Below are 19,131 nucleotides of genomic sequence, written 5' to 3'. Positions count from 1 at the left end.
ATGCGAGCCGGGTCTGCGAGCAGCGGCGGCATCGTGGGTCCGCAGGCGCGGGCGCCGCGGCTGGTCGTCGCCGGCTTCGGCCTCGTGCTGGCGCTGCTGTCCGCCGAGGTCGTCGCGCGCATCGAGGGTCCGCCGGTTTGCGCCGACGAGCAGGCGCTGCTGCTCGCGGCGGATCCCGAGGTCGGCTGGACGTTCACGCCCGGGCTGACCGTCACGCTGCACCCGTGCGGGTCGCTCGCCGCCCCGCGCCGCTGGAGCGCGCCGCTCGCGATCAACTCGCAGGGGCTGCACGACCAGGAGTGGCCGCTCGCCAAGGGTCCGGGCGAGGTGCGCGTGCTGCTGCTCGGCGGCGAGGTGGCCGATGGCGTCGGCCTCACGCGCACCGACCGCCTCTCGGTGCGGCTTGCACACCTCTCCGACAGCCGGCGCGGCGCCAAGGTGGCGGCGATCAACGCCACGATCCCCGGCTACGGCGCGGCGGAGTCGCTGCGCTTCCTCGAGCGCCGCGGGCTCGCCTGGTCGCCCGACGTCGTCGTGCTGCTGATCGATCCCGAGCACGACCTCGCCGCGGCGCTCGATCCGCCCGAGCCGCGGCTCGCGCCCGGCGACGTGCCTCCCGCGAGCGGCCTGATCGACCTCTCCGGCCTCGCGCGCTGGGCCGCGCGACGGCCGGCAGTGCGCGCGGGCACGGCGGTCGAGATCGAGCCGCCGACGCCGCTCGCATCGCCCGAGCAGCGCGCGGCAGCGCTCGCACGGCTGCGCGACACCGTCGCGCGCATCGCAGAGGTGAGCCGCGAGGCGGGCGCCAAGCTCGCGATCGCGATCACGCCGCGCTGTCCGTCGCTCGCGCCGCCCGCCGAGGGCGCGTCGCTCTGCGACGCGCTGAGCGAGGTCGCACCCTGCGTCGACCTGACGCGCGGCTTCGCCGAGCTCGAGCGCAGCTCCCGCGGTGAGGCCGAGCTCTGCATCCCGGGCGACGCGCGCTGGGGCCGCGACGGCCACTTCCTCGCGAGCCACGAGATCTGGAACCTCCTCGCCGAGAAGGGGCTCTGGCCCCCGACCGTGGTGCGCGCGCATCGCCTATGAGCCTGGAGCAGATCGGCCCGCGCCTCGCCGCGGAGCTCGTCGACCTTCGACTCGGCCTCTGGGAGGCGCGGCACAGCCTGTTCGCGCACTACGCGCTCTACGGCATCGTGCTGTTCGCGCTCGCGCTGGTCGCGACGCCGTTCGAGCGCCGCGTGCGCGAGTGGGTGATCGTCGCGCTCGGCGTCGCGAGCATCATGCTGCTCGGCTCGTTCGGCGTCGGGCTCGCGGCGCTCGTCTACTCGGTCTGCCTCTGGACGACCGTCGAGCACGTGCCCGGACGCGGCGGCGTCGCGCTCTCCGTCGTTCTCCTGATCGCGCTCGCCGCCTACCCCTGGCTGCTCGGCGACGCGCTCGCCGGCAACACGAGCCACATGCGCGAGTTCTGGTCGTTCGCGACCAACGTGTGGTGGCTGCGCTGCATCGCGTACGTCGTCGACCGGCGCGCGCGCGGCACGCCGCGCCGCACGCTGCGCGAGTACCTGCTCGCGACGCTCTTCTTCCCGACCTTCATCAACGGTCCGATCGAGAGCACCGAGCAGCTCGCGGCGCACCGCCGACCCGGGCCCGCGGTCGGAACGTGGAGCGAGCTGCGCGACTGGCTGCGGCTGCTCGGGCGAAGCTTCGTCCGCTTCCTCTGGGGCTCGACGAAGGTCATGCTCGGCGTCCTCTACCTCGCGCAGGAGAACGACACGATCTTCGCGACCGGCGGTCTCGCGGTGTCGCACCCGCGCATCTGGCTCTGGATCGTCGAGCTGTACTTCACCTTCTACATCGTCTTCTCGGGCTGGACCGACGTCGCGCTCGCGCTCGCGCGTCCGCTCGGCTTCGACGTGATGGAGAACTTCGACCGCCCCTGGCGCTCGCGCTCGGTCGCGGAGTTCTGGCGTCGCTGGCACATCTCGTTCGGCATCTGGCTGCGCGAGTACATCTACATCCCGCTCGGCGGGAACCGCCGTCACGCGGCGTTCAACGTGCTCGCGACGTTCCTGGTGAGCGGGCTGTGGCACGTCTGGGGCGCGCTCAAGGTGCTCGGCCTCGAGGCGTACCCGCCGTCCGCGTGGCTCGGCTTCATCGTCTGGGGCCTGATGAACGGCGTCGCCGTGGTCGCGGGGCGCTGGTGGGCGAACGCGCCCGCGCTCGAGCCGGTGCGCGCCGCGCTCGCGACGAGGCTACCCTCCGAGCTCCGTCTGCGCGCGGCGCAGGCGATGGCGTTCGGCTTCGTCGCGATCGCCTGGGTGCCGTTCTTCCTGCCGCCGTGGGTCGACGTGAGCCAGTGCTGGCAGATCCTGCTACGCGTCCTGTTCATCACCTGAGGCGCGATGACCCGAGAGCAGCGACCGGACGCGTTCCTCGCGCGTCAGCGAGCCCACTTCGCGACCGCCGACGTCGAGCACTTTCTCTGGCAGACGCGCGGTCCGGGCTTCGCGCCGCGCGAGGCGGCCTTCGTGCGCGACGTGCTGCGCGGCTGCGCGGCGCCGCTGCTCGAGGTCGGCTGCGGCGAGGGCGCGAACCTGCTGCACCTGACCGCGGACGGCAGCACGGCGTCGCACGGCGGCCGCTGGTTCGGCCTCGACGCCTTCGCGGCCAAGCTCGCGTTCGCGGCGCGCGAGGTGCCCGCGGCGCGCTTCACGTGCGGCGACGCCGCGGCGCTGCCGTTCGCCGACGGTAGCTTCGCGACCGTGCTGATCCGCGACCTGCTGCACCACCTGCCGCAGCCGCGCCGCGCGCTCGAGGAGGCGTGCCGCGTGCTGCGTCCGGCGGGACGCTTCGTGCTGATCGAGCCCAACGCGCGCAATCCGCTGATCCGCCTGCAGATGGCGCTCGTGCCCGCCGAGCGCGGCGCGGCGCGCTCCGACGCGCGCTGGCTGCGGGAGCTGCTCGGCGGGCTACCGCTGCGCGACGTGGCGTTCACCGAGGCGGCGCCGCTGCCGCTCGACCGCCTGGTGCTGCACCACCGCTTCGGCCTGCCGCGGCTCGGCACGTCTGCGGCGGTCGTGCGGATGCTCCACGCGCTGGAGAATGCGGTGTCCCGCGTGCTGCCGCGCTCGCGCTGGTCGTACGTCGTGGTCCACGCGACGCGCAGCGGCTAGCGTCGCTGGCGGCGCATTTGCCGATATGCGACGGTTGGGCGCCCGCATGCGAATCCTCGTCGTCACCCCCACCTACAACGAGCGCGACAACCTGCAGGCGCTCTGCACGGCCGTCCTGTCGTCTCCGATCGGCGCCGACTACATGATCGTCGACGACAACTCGCCGGACGGGACCGGGCAGCTCGCCGACGAGCTCGCCGCCGCCGAGCCGCGCCTCAAGGTGATGCACCGTCCGGGCAAGCTCGGGCTCGGCAGCGCGTACCGGCAGGCGTTCCAGCGCGCGCTCGAGGAGGGATACGACGCGGTCATCTCGATGGACGGCGACTGGTCGCACGACCCGCAGTACCTGCCGGCGCTGGTCGGCGGCGCGGCGAACGCGGACCTCGTGATCGGCTCGCGCTACATGAACGGCATCAGCGTCGTGAACTGGGAGCTGTCGCGGCTGATCCTGAGCCAGCTCGCCAACACCTACGCGCGCGTCGTGACCGGCATGCCGTTTCGCGACTGCACGAGCGGATTTCAGTGCTTGACGTCACGCGCCCTGCGCGAGATCGGGCTCGAGAGCATCAAGACCGACGGCTACTCGTTCCTGGTCGAGCTCAAGTACCGCGTCGTGCACGCCGGGCTGCGCGGCGTCGAGGTGCCGATCGTGTTCACGCAGCGGCGCGCCGGCACGTCGAAGATCTCGAAGGCCGAGATCGCGCGCTCGATGGTGACGCCGTGGAAGATGCGGCTCGGCCTGTGGGAAGGCGGGTCGCGCAGGCGACCGAAGGTCTGACGCGCAGCGCGCGCGGATCAGGGCGCGGCCGCGGTCGAGCCGTCCGGCGTCGAGGACGGCGGCACCACGCGGTAGAGGCGCATAGCGAGGCTGCGCTCCTCGAGTTCGCTCGGCCGGCGCTCCGTCGCCGTGGCCAGGAAGGACGTCCGCCAAGCAAAATCTTCGATCGGCTCGAGCTCGAGCGCGTCGGGCAGCGGCGGCACGGCAGCGGACGGATCGGGCGCCGCGCCGGGGGGCGCGACCTCGCCCGCGAGCACGTAGAGCGGCCGGTCGAGCGGCTGCGCGAGGAAGCTGTGCAGCGCGCCCTCGAACCAAGGCTGCTCGCGCGCGACCAGCGTCATCGGCCCCTCGCCGAGCCACAGCGCGGCCGCGAGGTGCACCCAGTCGAGCGGCTGCGCGAGGATCACGTAGGCGCGGTTCGCGTCGGGCAGCGCCTCGGCGACGCGCGCCGCGAGCGCGCGACCGCCGGACTGCAGCTCGCGTCCGACGACCGGCGCGAGCCGCAGCGCGGCGACGACGGTCGCGAGCGCGATCAGCGCGGCGGCGACGCGGCGCTCGAGCGCGGGCCGCACGAGCGGCCCCGCCGCCGGCGGCACGGTGACCGTCGTCGACCCGTGCACGGTGCCCTCCCCTTGCTCGTCGAAGCGCGCTCGCGCGCGATCCGACGCGAGCGCCCGCACCGCCGCCAGCACGACGAGCGGCAACACCACCGTCACCAGACGGCGCGACGCCCACGGCTGCAGGTCGGTGACGCGCGCGTGCACGACCTGATCGAGCGCGAGCAGCAGCAGCGCGAGATCGAGCCCGGTCCAGCGCGGCAGGCGCAGCGCGCCGAGGCCGACCGCGAGCCACGTCGGCCACGGCACGTAGAGCGCCAGCGAGCGCAGCGCCGGGAAGTGCTCGGGCAATCCGTGGCGGTAGATCAGCGCGAGCCACGGCAGGCCGACCAGCGCCGCCGAGGCGCGCACGCGGAATCCCGGCCGCCGCCGCTCGACGCGCGTCGCGAACCACAGGAACGCGACCCCACCCGCGAGCAGCAGCGCCGGGATGACGTAGAAGATGAGGAACAGCGTGAGCGGGCCGTTCTGCCCGGTCAGGTCGTTGATGAAGACGACGAGCGGAAAGGTCGCGCCCACGACCTGCTTGAAGATGCGGTTCGCGTAGTCGGTCGGCACGACGAAGAGGTGCAGCACCGCGTGCAGCGCGACCACGACGAACACCGGAAGCGCGCCGCGCGGCAACAGCCGGTGGTCGCCGCGCGTGAGCGCGCGCGCGACCAGCAGCGCCGGGACGAACACCCAGAACAGCTCGAGGCGCGCGAAACCCGCGACGCCGAGCAGCAGCCCGCACGCCGCCGCGGCCACCCAGCGCGCGCGTCCGTGCTCCGCGCCGAGCTCCTCCGCCCGCACGGCGAGGCGCGCCGCGGCGACGCCCGACCACACCAGCGCCTGCGCGAGGATCTCCGGCATCAGGAAGCGCGCGAACCAGTGCTCGGGGAACAGCGCCGCGAGCAGCAGCGGCGCGGCGAGCGCAGCGAGCAACCCCGCGTCGAGCAGCGCGACGAGCCCGACCGCCCACCACGCGGTCACCGCGAACAGCGGTCCGACGAGATCGATCGCGCCCGGACCGCCGATCCCGTCGGCGATCGCGATCCACACCGCGAGCAGGTGCGAGAAGCTCGGGTACGCGACGTGGCCGTGCGTGTCGGGCAGCACGATGCCGCCCGGCAGTCGCGTCAAGGACACGCGGCTCGGGCTCACGCTCGCGCCGCCGAAGAGCTTCAGCCGCCCGTCCTCGTCGAGCGCCGCGAAGGTGTCGTCCGGGATGGCGAGGGAGCCGGTGCGCGCGAGCCAGCGGCCGCTCGCGCGGTGCACGCTCGCGTCCTGGCTGAGCAGCGTCGTGTCGACGACGGGCCACAGCGTCGCGCCGAGCAGCAGCGCGACGACCGGCAGCGCCGCGGCGCGCTCGGGAAGCCACCCTGCTCCACCGCCGCGCAGCAGCAGCACGCACGCGACGAAGGCGAGCGCCGCGGCGACGAGCGGCGGCCAGGGCGAGAACGCCTCGAGCTCCGCGAGCGTGACGCCGAGCCACGACGCGATCGCGAGCGCCGTGGTCCAGGCGAGAAAGAGCCGCGCCATCAGCTCCCCGTGCTCCCCGGAACCCGGTCGCCGCCGCGGCGCCGCTCGCGCGCGCCGGGCCGGCGTCGTGCGCGCGACGCGCCGGCCACGTCCGTCAAGCCAGGCGGCGCGCCGCCGCGACGAACGCGTTGCCGCGGTCGGTCACCGGAAACGTCCAGTGGGCGAGCGGCGAGCGCGACACGAGCCGGCTCGCCGCGCCGAGCACGCCGTCGCCGAGCGCGCGCCCGAGCTGGTGGCAGAAGTTGCGCACCGACACTGCACGCCCGAGGTAGCCGACCTCGCACGGCGGCGCGAAGCCGGCGCGCGCCAGCAGCTGCTCGAGGCTCTCGACGCTGAAGTACGTCAGGTGCTGCGGCGGGTCGTAGTAGTACCAGCGCGAGCCGATGACCCGCACGAGGAGACCGCCCAGGTCGCCCGTCTCGACGACGACGATGCCGCCCGGCGTGAGCAGCTCGCGGATGCGGCGCAGCGCGACGAGCGGCTGCGGCAGGTGCTCGATCACGTCGAACAGCGTGACGACGTCGAACGAGCCCGCGGGCAGCGGCGCGTCCTCGATGCGTCCGGTGAAGATGTCGACGTCGAGCTCGCGGCGCGCGAACGCGGCGCACGCGGGGACCGGCTCGAGGCCGCACGCCGAGAAACCGCAGGCGCGCGCCGCCGCGACGAAGAATCCGTACGCGGCGCCGACGTCGAGCACGCGCCCGCCCGGCGCCAGCCTCGCGATCCAGCGCGCGCGGCGCGCGAAGTTGGCGAGGATCAGCTCGCGGTCGGCGAGGTAGTCGCCGTAGCCGCACTCGCCTTCGCCCGCGAAGTAGGCCTCGTCGTAGGTCGCGGCGGCGGGCACCGGATCGGGCACGAAGTGGCAGCCGCAGTCGGCGCAGGCGGCGACGACGAAGCCGCGCTTGACGAACAGCGCCGTGCCCGGGCCGCCGCAGGCGCGGCAGCGCAGCGGCGCCACGGCGGGCGGTGCAGGAGGCGGCGAAGAAGCGTCCGCGCGCTCGTGGTCGTGCTCAGCCTCGTGCTCGTGTGCCGGCTCGTCGTCGAGGTACGCAGGCGTCGCACCACCGCTCAACGCGCCTGCGCCCGCGCCGGCGACCGCGCGACGCGCGCTCACGTGCGCGCGCGACGCCGGCTCGGCCTCCGCAGCCGGCGCGCCGCGCCAGAAGCGGTGCGCGCGGAGGCTCGAGCTGCGCCACGGCATCTGCCGCTCAGGACCCGGCCGCCGCGACCGCCGGCGCATCGTCGCGCCGCGCGATCGCGATCACCGACAGGCCGAACGGCAGGTTGAGCTTGCGCTCGAGGCGGTAGAGCGGAACCAGCCGGTTCGCGAGCCGCGCCTGCATGCCCGGCACGCTGCGCCGCTTGAGCAGCTTGCCGTTCAAGAGCCAGCCCGGGATCGACGTCGCGTTGACGTGCATGTGGCGCTCGACGCGGAAGCCGGTCTCGTCGAGCAACCGCAGCAGCGCGTCGCGCTGGTAGCGACGGTGGTGGCCGATCGCCTCGTCGATCGCGCCGTACAGCGCCTGGTGCGCGGGCACGAGCAGAACGAGCCGTCCGCCGGGCTCGAGCAGCTCGCGCAGGCGCACGAGCGCGCCGCGGTCGTCGGCGACGTGCTCGAGGACGTTCAAGCAGATGATGGTGTCGAAGCGCGTGCTCTTGAGACGCTGCGGCGGCTCGGCGCCGAGGTCGAACAGCGCGACGTCGACGTTGGTGTGGTGCTCGAAGCGCCGCCGCAGGAGCTCGACGTAGTCCGCGTCGACGTCGGTCGCGACCACGACGTCGCGGTCGCGCAGGAACTGCGTCAAGTTGCCGGTGCCCGCTCCGACCTCGAGCACGCGCTGCCCGATCGCTGGGCGGATCTGCTCGAACAGGAAGGCGTTGTAGCGGTCGAGCGCCGCCATGCGGCGCAGCGTCGCGTGCAGCGGATCGATCGCCTCGCGGTCGTCGGTCAGCGCGCAGCGCAGCATCGTCCACACCGCAGACACGGCGTCCTTCCAGCCGATCTTCTTGCCCTCGCTGTAGGAGCGGCCGCTGTACGAGATCGGCACCTCGTAGATCCGCGCGCGCAGCCGCGCGAGCTTCGCCGTGATCTCCGGCTCGATGCCGAAGCGGTTCGAGGTCAGCACCATCGCCTGCACCATCTCCCGACGGATCGCCTTGTAGCCGGTCTCCATGTCCGTCAGGTTCAGGTTGCAGAGCATGTTCGACAGCGTGGTCAGGACCTTGTTGCCGAGCGAGTGCCAGAAGAAGAGGACGCGACGCGGGTAGCCGGCGAAGCGGCTGCCGTAGACGGCGTCGGCGCGGCCGTCGTAGATCGGCAGCATCAGCTTCTCGTAGTCCGCGGGGTCGTACTCGAGGTCCGCGTCCTGGGTCAGGAAGACGTCGCAGGTCGCGTGCTTGAAGCCGGTGCGCAGCGCGGCGCCCTTCCCTTGGTTGACCTCGTGGTGGAACAGCTTGATGCGCGGCAGCGGACGGTTCGGCGCGCGCAGCGCGGGCCAGCCCGCCGCCTGCTCGTCGCGCAGCACCTCGGTCGTGCCGTCGGTCGAGCAGTCGTCGACGATGATCAGCTCGTCGACCTCTGGACGGCACGCGACACGGCGCAGGATCTCACGGATCGTGGCGCGCTCGTTGTACACCGGCACGATGACGCTCAACGTCGGCCGGCGCGGTGCTGCGGAGAGGACTTGGTTCGGCTCCATGTCGCTGGCGGCGCGTGCCGCGCCCGTCACGATGGAGGACGCGGCACGCATCGGCCGCCTCAAATCAGCTTGTACAGCTTCGCCGCGTTGCCCGCGCAGATCTTGTAGCGCTCCTCCTCGGGCACGCCGGCGAACATCTCGTTCGCGATCTTACGCGAGTACGGCCAGTCCGAGATGTGGTGCGGATAGTCGGTGGACCACATCATGTTGTCGACGCCGACGTCGTGCCGGTTGCGGACGCCGTAGAAGTCCTGCACGAACGTCAAGCGCCAATTCCGCCGGAAGTACTCGCTGGGCAGCATCTCGAGCTCGACCTTCGCCCAGTGACGGTTGCGCCACCAGCGGTCGTCCATCTGCTCGAGCAGGAACGGTACCCAGCCCGCGCCGGCCTCGACCGAGACGAAGATCAGGTTCGGGAAGCGGTCGAAGAGGCCCGACATGATGGTCTCGGCGATGATCGGCGGCATCGAGTCGAGCCCGGCGATCGAGTACGTCGCGACCGTCTTCTGGCCCGAGGTGAGGAGCCCCGTCGGCTCGAACTTGCCGGTCGTCGTGGTCGCCTTCGCGGCCGACGCCTTCGACACCGTTCCGAGGTGGATCGAGCACGGCATGTCGAGCTCGACCGCGGCCTTCCAGAACTCGTCGTCCTCCTTCGACAGCGACGGCGCGCCCGCGGGCCACGACGACAGGATGACGCCGCGCATGCCGAGCTCCTTGGCGCGCCGCATCTCCTTGATCGCCGCCTCGACGCCGAGGTTCGGGATCTGCGCGAGGCCGATCAGGCGCTTCGGGTCGGCCGCCATGAACTCCTTCGCCATCCAGTTGTTGTACGCCTGGATGCCGGCGAGGTGGAACTCGTCGTCGTCGTCGAGCATGAAGTGCCGCATGGTGCGCTGCGACGGGTAGAGCACCTCGGCCGAGACGCCGTCCTCGTCCTGCTCCTTGAGGCGCGCCGCGCCGTCCCAGGCGCCCGCGTTGACCTGGTCGTAGCGCGCGCCCTCCCAGCGGAACGACTCGTAGGTGCGACCGCGGTACGTCGTGACCAGCCCGAGCGGCACGGGCGGCGTCCCCGGGCGGTACTGCCACGCGTCACCACCCGCGGAGTCCTTCACCAGCTTCGGTGCGCGATCGAGGAACTCGGGCGCGAGCCACTTCTTCCAGAGGTCGGGCGGCTCGACGACGTGCGAGTCCGCCGAGATGAGCTGATTGGCGTCCATTTCCCTTCCTTCTCCCGATACGTCCCTTCGGTCGCTGAGACGCGAGGGTACAGTGTCTCCCTTGGAATTCCAGCGAAGCGCTGGACGCGGCGTGCCGGCGCCCCCGCCCGCGAAAGGCGAACGAACGTTTGTTGCCCGCGCCTCGCCCGCGCGTCAAGACCCCCGACGGGCGAGCGCCAGGAGATCGATCCACTGCGGCGGCTCGGACTCGGCGATCGTGAAGTCGGCGGGGGTGAGCTGGACGAGATCCGCGTTCTGCGCGGCGACGCGCGAGCGCACGAGGAGCGCGAGACGCGCGAACGCCCAGCGCACGAAGCGCTGCGGGAGAAGCTTGCGCAGGCCGAGCGGATCGAGGCGCAGGATGCGCTGCGCCTGCGCGCCGCGCGCGCGCTCGAACGCGTAGACGCGCTCGCTGCCGACGATGCCGCGCACCTCGACGTGCGCGAAGAAGCGCGCGAGCAGCGCGCGCAGCTCGTCGGCCACGTACTCGTGCACGTGGTACGGGTTCTCCGACACGCTGGCGAGCCGGTTCGGCGTGGTCAGGACGAGCAGCCCACCCGGCTTGAGACACGCCGCGGCGGCCTCGAGGAAGGGTGTGGGATCGTCGAGGTGCTCGAGCACCTGAAAATTGGTCACGACGTCGAACTCGCCCGGCTGACGGCGCGCGAGCTCGAGCAGGTTGATGTGCCGGAACTCGAGGTTCGGCGCCTGATGCCGCTTGCGCGCGAGCGCGAGCGCGTCCGCGTCGTAGTCGACGCCGACGACGTGCGCGGCGTGCTGCGCGAGCAAGGCCGCGCCGTAGCCCTCGCCGCAGCCGGCCTCCATGATGTGCTTGCCCGCGACGAACGGCGCGACCAGGTGGTACGCCGCGAGGTGGCGCGCCATGTCGGGCGCGAAGCGCGCGTCCTCGGCGGCGAGCCGCTCGCCGGTGTAGGCCTCGGGCACCTGCCACGCGGACGCCCGCGCGGCCGCGGCGGCCGCCGTCGCGTCCGCGGCCGGGGCGCCGCCGGTTTGCTGCTGCACGCTCAAGATCCCTCCTTCGCGGCGCGCTGCTCGAGCGCCCAGCGCGCCGCGTTGCGGACCCACGGGTCGGGGTCGCCGACCGCCTTCTCGACCGCGGCCCAGGCGCCGTCCGCGCCGTTCGCGGCGAGGAACGGCACCATCCAGACCGCGGTCTCGCGCTCCTCCGCGCTGCCGTTGGCGATGCGGTCGACGACCGCTCGGGCCGCGACGTCGGGCGCCACGACCTGCGGATCGAGCAGGATCGAGGGCACGAACTGCCCGGGCAGCGTGCCCTCGTTCATCAGATCGAACAGCGTGACCAGACGCTGGTCGTCGCCGAGCTGGAACAGCGCGAACGCGGCGAGCATCTTCCACCAGGTGGTCTCGTCGCGGTCCCAGTAGCCGTCGAGCTGCGGCTTCAAGTCCTGCCGTCCGGCGCGCGCCGCCGCCAGCGCCGCGAGCGGGCCGATGCGCTGACGCTCGACGAAGTCGTCGATCGGCGCGACCAGCGCGTCGACCGCGAGCTCTGGCGGCAGCTCGAGCAGCGGCCCGCGCACCGGCTCGACCAGGTTGAAGCGCGCCGAGAGCTGCCTTGCAAGCAAAAAGTTGATCGAGCGCGCCGCCTCCCAGCGGATGCGGCCGCGCTCGCGCAGGAAGACGTCCTGCAGGTAGCCGAGCGCCGCCGGCGCGCCGTACTCGCCGAGCGTGCGGAGATAGAGCAGCTTCGCCGAGCGCGTGGTCGCGATGACCTCCTCGATCGCTGCGTAGCCGCCCGGGTCGCGCGCCGCGACGGCGTCGATCGCCGCCGCCACCGCCTGCCGCACGCGGCGATCGACGTCGGCGAGCCGCGGCGCGAAGCCCGCGAAGTCGAGCGGCGTGCCGCTCTCCGCGATGCGACCCGCGACCGCGAGCTCGCTCGCGTACTTGCCGCGCGCGTAGGTCGCGTCGAAGAGACCCGCCTCCTGCACCGGCTCGCGCCACTCGGGGTGCGCGTCGAGCAGGTCGCGGCGCGCGAGCACGTCGTAGCGCCCGATGCGGCGCACGAGCTGGTAGTTCCGCTGCGCGTAGTCGCGGAGGATGAAGTAGTACGCGGGCGACGACGAGAAGTAGCCGAGACGGTCGTTCAGCGTGACGATGAGCGGCGGCTTCGCCTGCTCGATCGCCGCCACCATCGCCGCCTCGTCGGCGTGCGACGGACGCCCCGCGAAGAAGTAGTCGTGCGGCACCGGCGTGTGCCGGTTGGTGAGGAACGGCACCATCGCGAGCGCCGGGAAGACGAAGATCGGCTCGTCGGGCCGCGTCGCGCCGGCGACGAAGTCGGCGACCGCGCGCAGCTCGCGCAGGTCGCGGTCGCGGTCCTCCTCGATCACGATCGGCATCGCGTCCTGCCCGAGCGACGTCGTCGCGCGCAGCGCGACGTCCGGCGTGACGCGCAGCCGCGCGTCGGCGAACGGCACCGCGCGGATGACGAGCGCGAGCACGATCGGCGCGCAGGCGGCGAGCCGCGTCCAGCGCGCCGCGCGACGGCGGCGCGCCTCGTCCCAGCCGTACGCGCCGCCGAGCTGCTCGCCCCACCAGCGCTCGAGCCGCGCGAGCGCGCCCGCGCCGACCACCAGCGCCGACGGCATGCTGATCACGACGTGCATGAAGTCGATGCGCGGGAAGAGCTGCAGGAAGAGCAGCAGCGCGAACACCGCGTTGACCACGCCGACCGCGAAGGTCTGCGGCAAGCGCCCGTCGTCGGCCCGCTCGAGCGAGCGCAGACGCCAGACGATCGCCAGCACCGCGGTCCACAGCAGCAGCGGGATCAGGTGGAAGCTCAGCACCTCGAGCTGCAGGATGATCGAGACCAGCAGCCCCTCGGGCGCGAGGCCGAAGAGGGCGAGCGCGGCGACGCCGCCGATCGTCGCGATCGCGGCGAGCGCCACCACGGTGCGCATGCCGACCGTGCCGCGCGCGAGCAGCCACGGCAGCACCGCGACCACGACGAGGCCGATCATCACCGCCACGCCCCACGGGCTCGGACGCGGGAAGTACAGCAGGTAGATGCGCTCGACGCCCGCGCCGAGCAGCAGCACCTCGCGCGCGAAGCCCGCGAGCCCGAGCTGCGGCAGGAAGTACGCGAGCCACGGCAGGTTGACGGCGACGAACGCCGCGACGATCACGCACGCGTCGACGACGCCGGCGCCGAGCGTGCGCTCGCGCCCCGGAGGACGCCGCGTCCAGCGCATCCAGATGCCGGCCGCGGCCAGCGCCAGGATCGGCCCGCCGAGCAGCGCGAACTGCGGCGTCACGACGTCGAAGGCGAGCACCGCGAAGACCGCGAACGCGGCGACCGCCAGGACCAGCAGCTCGAGCGCGCGCCCGAGCGCGCCGGCGAGCGGTGCCGCGACCAGGATCTGCGCCAGCACGACCGCGCCGAGCGCGAGCACGCCGGTGTTCGGCTTGAACGAGAACGCGACGCCCGCGAGCGCGCCCGCCGCGGCGAGCCAGCCGCGCGAGCCCCCGCTCTCGACCGCCTTGACGCTCGCGAGGTGCGCCCCGAGCCAGGCGGCGACCGCGTACCAGGCGGGGTACGGGATGTTGAACGACGCGAACTGCCCCTGGAAGAAGGGCATGAAGATCGCGTAGGTCAGCGCCGCGAGCGCAGACTCGAGCGGCGGCGCGACGCGCAGCGACAGCCGGAAGATCAGCATCACCGCGATCGCGTTGACCGCCGCGAGCACGACGCGGATCGGCAGCACCGAGACGCCGAACGCCTCGAACAGCCAGGCGTTCAGGTAGAACACCGCCGGCGTGTAGCCGGTGTGGAAGTCGAGGTACGGACGCTCGCCGCGGAAGGTGCGGAGGATCTGGTAGAGGACCGTCCCCTCGTCCTCGAGGTTGTAGCCGTAGCCGACGAAGAGCAGGAACAGCGCGCCGCTGAGCCCGCCGACCGCGAGCGTCGCGGCCCACGCGCCGTGTGCGGCGCTCTCGGCGGAGCCCGCGCGCACGGCGTCGGCCCAGCGCCGCTCGGGCGCCGCCGCGACGGCGCCGCCGCTCATCCGCTCACCTGCACGCGCTCCACCGCCGCGACCGCGTCGGCGCCCGGCGCGCGCTCGTCGGTGTCGCGCCCCATGGCGAGGAAGTCGCGCACCTCGGGCAGCGGCTGGCGCGCCGCCGCCGCGCGCAGGATCTCGGCGAACGCCTCGGTGACGTGATCCCACGTGAAGCGCAGCGCCCACTGCCGCGCGCCGCGCGCGAGGCGTGCGCGCAGCGCGCCGTCGGAGAGCACGGCGGAGAGCGAGCCCGCGAGCGAGGTCGCGTTCGGCGCGGCGAGGAGCCCCGTGCGTCCGTGACGGACCGAGTCGCGCAGCCCGGGCACGTCGGTCGCGACGACCGGCGTGCCGCACGCGTTCGCCTCGAGCACCGTGAGCCCCCACCCTTCCTTGCGCGAGGGCTGCACGAGCACGGTCGCCCGCTGCAACCACGCGACCTTCTCCTCCTCGGGCAGGAACCCCGTGAACGTGACGCTGTCCTGGAACGGCAGCGTGCGCGCCCGCTCGCGCAGCGCCGCACCCGCGGTGCCCTCGCCGATCAGCACGAGACGCGCCGTGGGACGCGTCGCGAGCACGCGCGGCCACGCGTCGAGCAGCAGGTCGACGCCCTTGTAGTGCTCGAGCCGGCCGACGAAGACCACCAGGTCCTGCTCGGGGACGGACGCGCCCGGCCGGTAGCGCTCGTGGTCGAGCCCGTTCGGCACGACGCGGATGTTGCGCCGCGGAATTCCGCGCTTGACGAGATCGTCGCGCGTGCTCGGCGACACCACGACGAACGGCCAGCCGCGGTAGGCGATCGGCAGCAGCGCCTCGGTCGCGACGACGTAGCTCGCGATCGGCACCGACACCTGGCGGAACGCGCTCAGCCCGAAGAGATGGTGCACCAGCGCGAGCTTCGGCACGCCGGGCAGGTAGACGCTCGAGAAGAACAGCAGCTTGCAGAGGTTCTCGACGATCAGGTCGTAGCCGCCCGACTCGAGCTCGGCGCGCGCGCGCCGCGGCAGCGCCGCGTAGTAGCTGAAGCCGCGGTCGCCGAAGCGCACGTAGCGGATGCCGTTGCGCCGCTCGTCCGGGATCGCGCCCTCGAATGCGGCGCACAGCACGGTCATCTCGATGCCGTGGCGCGCCGCGAGCCGGCTCGCGATCTCCTCGAGGTGGACCTCGACGCCGCCCGCCAGCGGGTGGCTCAGGTCCCGTTCGTTGAGCATCAGGACGCGCACGCGACCCGGTCCGACGTCCTCAGAGGCGCCCGAGCGCGCGCCGCAGCTTGAGCTCCCAGACGATCCACAGCGCCTCGAGGCCGATCTTCTTCGACATCTTCGAGGTGCCCACCTCACGGTCCATGAAGATGATCGGTACCTCCAGGATGCGCATGCCCTTGCACCACGCGCGGTACGTCATCTCGATCTGGAACGAGTATCCGTTCGAGCGCACCTGATCGAGGTCGATCGCGGCGAGCGCGGAGCGGCGCCAGCACTTGAAGCCGCCCGTCGTGTCGCGCACCGGCAGCCCGGTCAGCTTCCGCACGTAGTAGTTGCCGAAGTAGCTGATCAGCAGGCGCTCGATCGGCCATCGCACCACCGTGATGCCGTCCAAGTAGCGCGAGCCGAGGACGACGTCGTACTCCCGCTTGGCGTTCTCGAACAGGTCGGGGAGCGAGGCAATGGGGTGCGAGAAGTCCGCGTCCATCTGGACGATGTACTCGGCTCCGAGCTCGAGGGCGCGCTTGAAGCCCGCCCGGTAGGCGGGCCCGATGCCCTGCTTGGGGCCGCGGCGGACGACGTGGACGCGACCGCGCTGCCGGCCGATCTCCTCGGCGGCGCTCGCCGTGTCGTCCGGCGATTGGTCGTCGACCACGACCACCTCCAGTTCCGGGTCGAAGTCGAGGAGCTGCGGCAGCAGACGCTCGATGTTGCCGCGCTCGTTGTAGGTCGGAATGACGACGATCTTCTCGGGCACGGGAGCTCTTGCTGACCTCGGAGAGTTCGTGGGATTCGCGCGCTGCGCAGGGATGCGTACGGACGGACGGGGTTTGTCCCTAGCAGAGGACGCCGACGCAACCCAAGCGGGGATCTTTGCTCGGGGCGCTCACGGCTCGAGCGCCGGGACGGGCGGCGTCGCGACGGGCTCCTCGTCGTGCGTCCGCAGGAGCTCGCGCAGCACGCGGACGTCGCGGGCGCCGACGAGGCGCGTCAGGAGCAGCAGCGCGAGAAACGCGGCCAAGAGCACCGCGGCGCGCGCCCACGAGCCGCCCGGCAGCATCCCCCCGACGCCGAGCAGCACGAGCGCGAGCCCGGTCGGGGCGGCGGCCGCGTGCACGCACGGCCGCACCCAGGTGCGCGTCGCCGCGAGCGCGTAGAGCGTCGCGTGGCTCGCGACCGCGGTCAGGACGACCGCGAGCGCCGCGCCGTCGACGCCGCGCCACGGGATCAGCACGAGCTGCAGCACGATCTGGAGCGCGACCGCGGCGCAGTTCACCCGGAACAGCACCCGCTGCCGTCCGACCGCGATCAGAAGATTCCCGTACACCGCGCCGAGCGCCGCGAGCAGCGCCGACCACGAGAGCAGCGCGAGCGCGCCGCCCGCCACCGCGAACTCCGGCCGGAAGAGCCCGCCCATGACCTCGCTCGCGACCTGGCTCACGACGACGATGACACAGAGCAGCGCCACCGCGAGCAGCTTCGCGACGATCTCCGCGAGCGCGCGCAGCGAGTCCGGCCGCGTCGTCGCGAAGCGCACGAACAGCGGGTAGACGGTCAGCATCGCGGCGTCGGGCAGCAGGTTCAGCGCGTCGACGAGACGCGACGCCGACGAGAACCAGCCGACCTCGACCGGGCCGCGGAGCCGCATCAGCAGCAGCGGCCCCATCCGCAGCGCGAGCGTGATGACGAAGACGTTGGCGCCGACCGGCCAGGCGTCGTGCACGAGCTCGCGCCACAGCGGCAGGTCGACCGCGAGCCGCAAGCGGAACAGGTCGCGCCCGACGAACGCCGCGACCGCGAAGCCCGCGAGGTTCGCCGCGGCGAGCGCGACCAGGACGCCGTCGAGCCCGAAGCCCGCCGCGAGCGCGACGCCGACCAGCGCGAGCACGAGCGCGTTGGTCGCGACCGCGCAGCCGAGCACGGCGCCCATGCGCAGCTCGGCGCGGAACAGCGCCCGGTAGCCCGGCTGCGCGGTGAACAGCAGCGCCGCGCCGGCGAGCGCCGTGCGCCGCAGCAGCGCGGGGTCGCCGCCGCCGGCGAGCGGCGCCAGCGCGACCGCCGACGCACAGGCGACCAGCGCCAGGGTGACGCGCAGCCCGAGCGCGCCCGCGACCAGCCGGTCGCGCTCCGCGCGCTCGCGCGCCGCGCCGAGACGCCGCAGCAAGATCTGCTCGGTGCCGAGCTCCGCGAGCACCTGGAACAGCGTCAGGTAGGCGATCAGGAAGCTGTAGCGGCCGTAGTCGACCGGGCTCAGCAGCCGCGCGAGCCCGATCACCAGGACGAGCGCGACCGCCTTCTCCACCACCAGCGCGAGCAGACCGAGCAGCCCCCCGCGCGCGAACGAGCGCAGCTCCATCAGACGACGCCCGTCAACCGTCGAGCCCGAGCCGCGCGCGCGGGATCGGCCGTCCGGAGAGCGCGTCGGCGAAGCCGCGGAGCTTGAGCACGACGCCCTCCGCCTCGCCGCGCGGCAGGCGTCGCAGGTAGGAGAGCGGCAGCGTCGCCGCGACGAACGCCGCGAACCGCCAGCGCTGCGCGCGCGACGCGTGCTTGCGCACGAAGCGCACCATGTTGCGCGCCGTCAAGTATTGCTTGCGGCTGACGAAGCTGCGGCCGCCCGAGCTCGACTCGCCGCGGTGACGCACGACGGCGCGCGGCGCGTAGACCACGCGGAAGCCGCGCTCGCGCGCGCTCGCGCACCAGTCGACCTCCTCGTGGTAGGCGAAGAACTCCTCGTCGAAGAGCCCGATCGCCTCGAGCGCCGGGCGCGCGAGCAGGATCGCGGCGCCCGACACCCAGTCGACGTCGCGCTCCACGTCGAACTGCGGTCCGTCCGGCGCATCCTCGCCGACGAGCCGCACGAGGCTCTGCCGGTAGGTCACCTCGCCCCACGCCATCCAGAGCCGCGTCGGGTCGTCGAGACGCAGCACCTTGGCGCCGACCGCGGCGATCTTCGGATCGCGCCGTGCGACCGCGACCATCTCCGCGATCGTGTCGGGCTCGGCGCGCGCGTCGTTGTTGAGCACGAGCACGTACTGCGCGCCTTCCTCGAGCGCCGCGCGGATGCCGACGTTGTTGCCTCCCGCGTAGCCGAGGTTGCGCGGGTTGGCGATCGTCCGCAGCTCGGGGTGACGGCGTCGCGCCTCCTCGAGCACCGGCGCGCGCGACGCGTTGTCGACCAGCCAGACGTCGAGCGGTCGGTAGCGGCTTTCCAGAACGCTCGCGACGCAGGCCAGCGCGTCCTCGCCGCCGTTCCAGTCGAGCACCACCACGGCGACCCGCGGTCGCTCGTCGCGCTCGCCTTCCCCTGCCACGCCCGGGCGATACGGGTTGTCCCCGACGACGGTCAAGCGAGCGAACGACGTCCGGCCGCGCGCGCGAGCGGCTTGCGGACACGCAGGTCGATTGGCAAACGAGGTGGGATGACCTTCGCCGTCTCGCGACGACGCTCATTCGCGGGCGCCGCCCGACGCGCCCGTCGCTCGTGCCGTGCGCTCGTGCTGCTCGCGCTTGCGGCCGCTCTGCCGTTCGCATTCGCGACCGACGCCGCCGCGCACGCCCGTCTGACGCGCGCCGTGCCGTCCGACGGCTCGTCGCTGGCCACGCCGCCGGCCAAGATCGACCTCTGGTTCAACGAGCTGCTCGACGACGACTTCAACGACGTCGCCGTCCATCGCGCCAACGCGGACGGCGGCCCCGCCGACGACGAGAACTTCGCGACCGGAAAGCCCCAGGTCGATCCGAGCGACCGAACCCACCTGGTCACGGACCTCAGGCCGCTCGCGCCGGGGGACTACGTGGTGCAGTGGAAGGTCCTGTCGCGTGACGGGCACAGCGCGCGCGGCCGGGTCCGCTTCTCGGTCGGCAAGCAGGACTGAGTC

General features: G+C 73.0%; 15 protein-coding genes. 5 read left to right on the top strand and 10 right to left on the bottom strand.

Translation table 11 applies throughout. The annotated features are described in order from the left end of the window. The 4 genes from VIS07_06615 to VIS07_06600 are packed head-to-tail and all read left to right on the top strand — an operon-like array spanning position 1 to position 3,954. Positions 1-1,086 carry a hypothetical protein gene (locus VIS07_06615; GenBank protein ID HEY8515165.1) on the top strand — a complete coding sequence of 362 codons (1,086 nt, stop codon included), beginning with the start codon at positions 1-3 and terminating at the stop codon, positions 1,084-1,086. Continuing rightward, complete coding sequence (locus VIS07_06610) at positions 1,083-2,399, top strand: MBOAT family O-acyltransferase (GenBank protein HEY8515164.1); 1,317 nt, start codon at positions 1,083-1,085, stop codon at positions 2,397-2,399. The genes VIS07_06615 and VIS07_06610 overlap by 4 nt, the downstream gene beginning before the upstream one ends. Positions 2,400-2,405: 6 nt before the next feature. Beyond that, positions 2,406-3,176, top strand: a complete 771-nt coding sequence (locus VIS07_06605) for a class I SAM-dependent methyltransferase (GenBank protein ID HEY8515163.1) — start codon at positions 2,406-2,408, stop codon at positions 3,174-3,176. A 46-nt stretch (positions 3,177-3,222) separates the two neighbouring features. Beyond that, positions 3,223-3,954, top strand: coding sequence for a polyprenol monophosphomannose synthase (locus VIS07_06600; GenBank protein HEY8515162.1), 732 nt, complete (start codon positions 3,223-3,225; stop codon positions 3,952-3,954). 17 nt (positions 3,955-3,971) lie between these two features. On the opposite strand, the gene VIS07_06595 is transcribed toward VIS07_06600, so the two are convergent. The 10 genes from VIS07_06595 to VIS07_06550 form a co-directional block, all read right to left on the bottom strand. Then, positions 3,972-6,092 carry a hypothetical protein gene (locus tag VIS07_06595; GenBank protein HEY8515161.1) on the bottom strand — a complete coding sequence of 707 codons (2,121 nt, stop codon included), beginning with the start codon at positions 6,090-6,092 and terminating at the stop codon, positions 3,972-3,974. Between the two features lie 94 nt (positions 6,093-6,186). Next, entirely contained in the window at positions 6,187-7,050 is an 864-nt protein-coding gene (locus VIS07_06590; GenBank protein ID HEY8515160.1) for a class I SAM-dependent methyltransferase, read from the bottom strand. A gap of 250 nt (positions 7,051-7,300) precedes the next feature. After that, positions 7,301-8,842 carry a bifunctional glycosyltransferase/class I SAM-dependent methyltransferase gene (locus VIS07_06585; protein ID HEY8515159.1) on the bottom strand — a complete coding sequence of 514 codons (1,542 nt, stop codon included), beginning with the start codon at positions 8,840-8,842 and terminating at the stop codon, positions 7,301-7,303. Between the two features lie 8 nt (positions 8,843-8,850). Continuing rightward, on the bottom strand, positions 8,851-10,008 hold the full coding sequence (locus VIS07_06580; protein HEY8515158.1) for an amidohydrolase family protein: 1,158 nt from the start codon (positions 10,006-10,008) through the stop codon (positions 8,851-8,853). 153 nt (positions 10,009-10,161) lie between these two features. Beyond that, complete coding sequence (locus VIS07_06575; GenBank protein HEY8515157.1) at positions 10,162-11,031, bottom strand: methyltransferase domain-containing protein; 870 nt, start codon at positions 11,029-11,031, stop codon at positions 10,162-10,164. 2 nt (positions 11,032-11,033) lie between these two features. Next, positions 11,034-14,054 carry a glycosyltransferase family 39 protein gene (locus VIS07_06570; GenBank protein ID HEY8515156.1) on the bottom strand — a complete coding sequence of 1,007 codons (3,021 nt, stop codon included), beginning with the start codon at positions 14,052-14,054 and terminating at the stop codon, positions 11,034-11,036. Beyond that, positions 14,051-15,256, bottom strand: coding sequence for a glycosyltransferase family 4 protein (locus VIS07_06565; GenBank protein HEY8515155.1), 1,206 nt, complete (start codon positions 15,254-15,256; stop codon positions 14,051-14,053). The genes VIS07_06570 and VIS07_06565 overlap by 4 nt, the downstream gene beginning before the upstream one ends. Positions 15,257-15,287: 31 nt before the next feature. Further along, complete coding sequence (locus tag VIS07_06560) at positions 15,288-16,007, bottom strand: polyprenol monophosphomannose synthase (GenBank protein HEY8515154.1); 720 nt, start codon at positions 16,005-16,007, stop codon at positions 15,288-15,290. Positions 16,008-16,136: 129 nt separating this feature from the next. Next, positions 16,137-17,606, bottom strand: a complete 1,470-nt coding sequence (locus VIS07_06555; GenBank protein ID HEY8515153.1) for a flippase — start codon at positions 17,604-17,606, stop codon at positions 16,137-16,139. A 13-nt stretch (positions 17,607-17,619) separates the two neighbouring features. Next, on the bottom strand, positions 17,620-18,564 hold the full coding sequence (locus tag VIS07_06550) for a glycosyltransferase family 2 protein (GenBank protein ID HEY8515152.1): 945 nt from the start codon (positions 18,562-18,564) through the stop codon (positions 17,620-17,622). A gap of 183 nt (positions 18,565-18,747) precedes the next feature. Here VIS07_06550 and VIS07_06545 point away from each other — a divergent pair, with 183 nt between their 5' ends. Further along, positions 18,748-19,128, top strand: coding sequence for a copper resistance CopC family protein (locus tag VIS07_06545; protein ID HEY8515151.1), 381 nt, complete (start codon positions 18,748-18,750; stop codon positions 19,126-19,128). The last annotated feature ends 3 nt before the right edge of the window (positions 19,129-19,131 follow it).

The sequence above is a fragment of the Candidatus Binatia bacterium genome (assembly GCA_036563615.1).
GTDB lineage: Bacteria > Desulfobacterota > Binatia > UBA12015 > UBA12015 > DATCMB01.
Note: the sequence above shows the minus strand (reverse complement) of the source record. Positions and strands in the feature narration are given on the sequence as shown.

What these genes read in the sequence shown, in the direction of transcription:
- VIS07_06580 (HEY8515158.1), bottom strand. Translation starts at nt 10,008, where the DNA reads ATGGACGCCAATCAGCTCATCTCGGCGGACTCGCACGTCGTCGAGCCG.
- VIS07_06615 (HEY8515165.1), top strand. Translation starts at nt 1, where the DNA reads ATGCGAGCCGGGTCTGCGAGCAGCGGCGGCATCGTGGGTCCGCAGGCG.
- VIS07_06605 (HEY8515163.1), top strand. Translation starts at nt 2,406, where the DNA reads ATGACCCGAGAGCAGCGACCGGACGCGTTCCTCGCGCGTCAGCGAGCC.
- VIS07_06610 (HEY8515164.1), top strand. Translation starts at nt 1,083, where the DNA reads ATGAGCCTGGAGCAGATCGGCCCGCGCCTCGCCGCGGAGCTCGTCGAC.
- VIS07_06600 (HEY8515162.1), top strand. Translation starts at nt 3,223, where the DNA reads ATGCGAATCCTCGTCGTCACCCCCACCTACAACGAGCGCGACAACCTG.
- VIS07_06565 (HEY8515155.1), bottom strand. Translation starts at nt 15,256, where the DNA reads ATGCTCAACGAACGGGACCTGAGCCACCCGCTGGCGGGCGGCGTCGAG.
- VIS07_06595 (HEY8515161.1), bottom strand. Translation starts at nt 6,092, where the DNA reads ATGGCGCGGCTCTTTCTCGCCTGGACCACGGCGCTCGCGATCGCGTCG.
- VIS07_06570 (HEY8515156.1), bottom strand. Translation starts at nt 14,054, where the DNA reads ATGAGCGGCGGCGCCGTCGCGGCGGCGCCCGAGCGGCGCTGGGCCGAC.
- VIS07_06585 (HEY8515159.1), bottom strand. Translation starts at nt 8,842, where the DNA reads ATGCGTGCCGCGTCCTCCATCGTGACGGGCGCGGCACGCGCCGCCAGC.
- VIS07_06555 (HEY8515153.1), bottom strand. Translation starts at nt 17,606, where the DNA reads ATGGAGCTGCGCTCGTTCGCGCGCGGGGGGCTGCTCGGTCTGCTCGCG.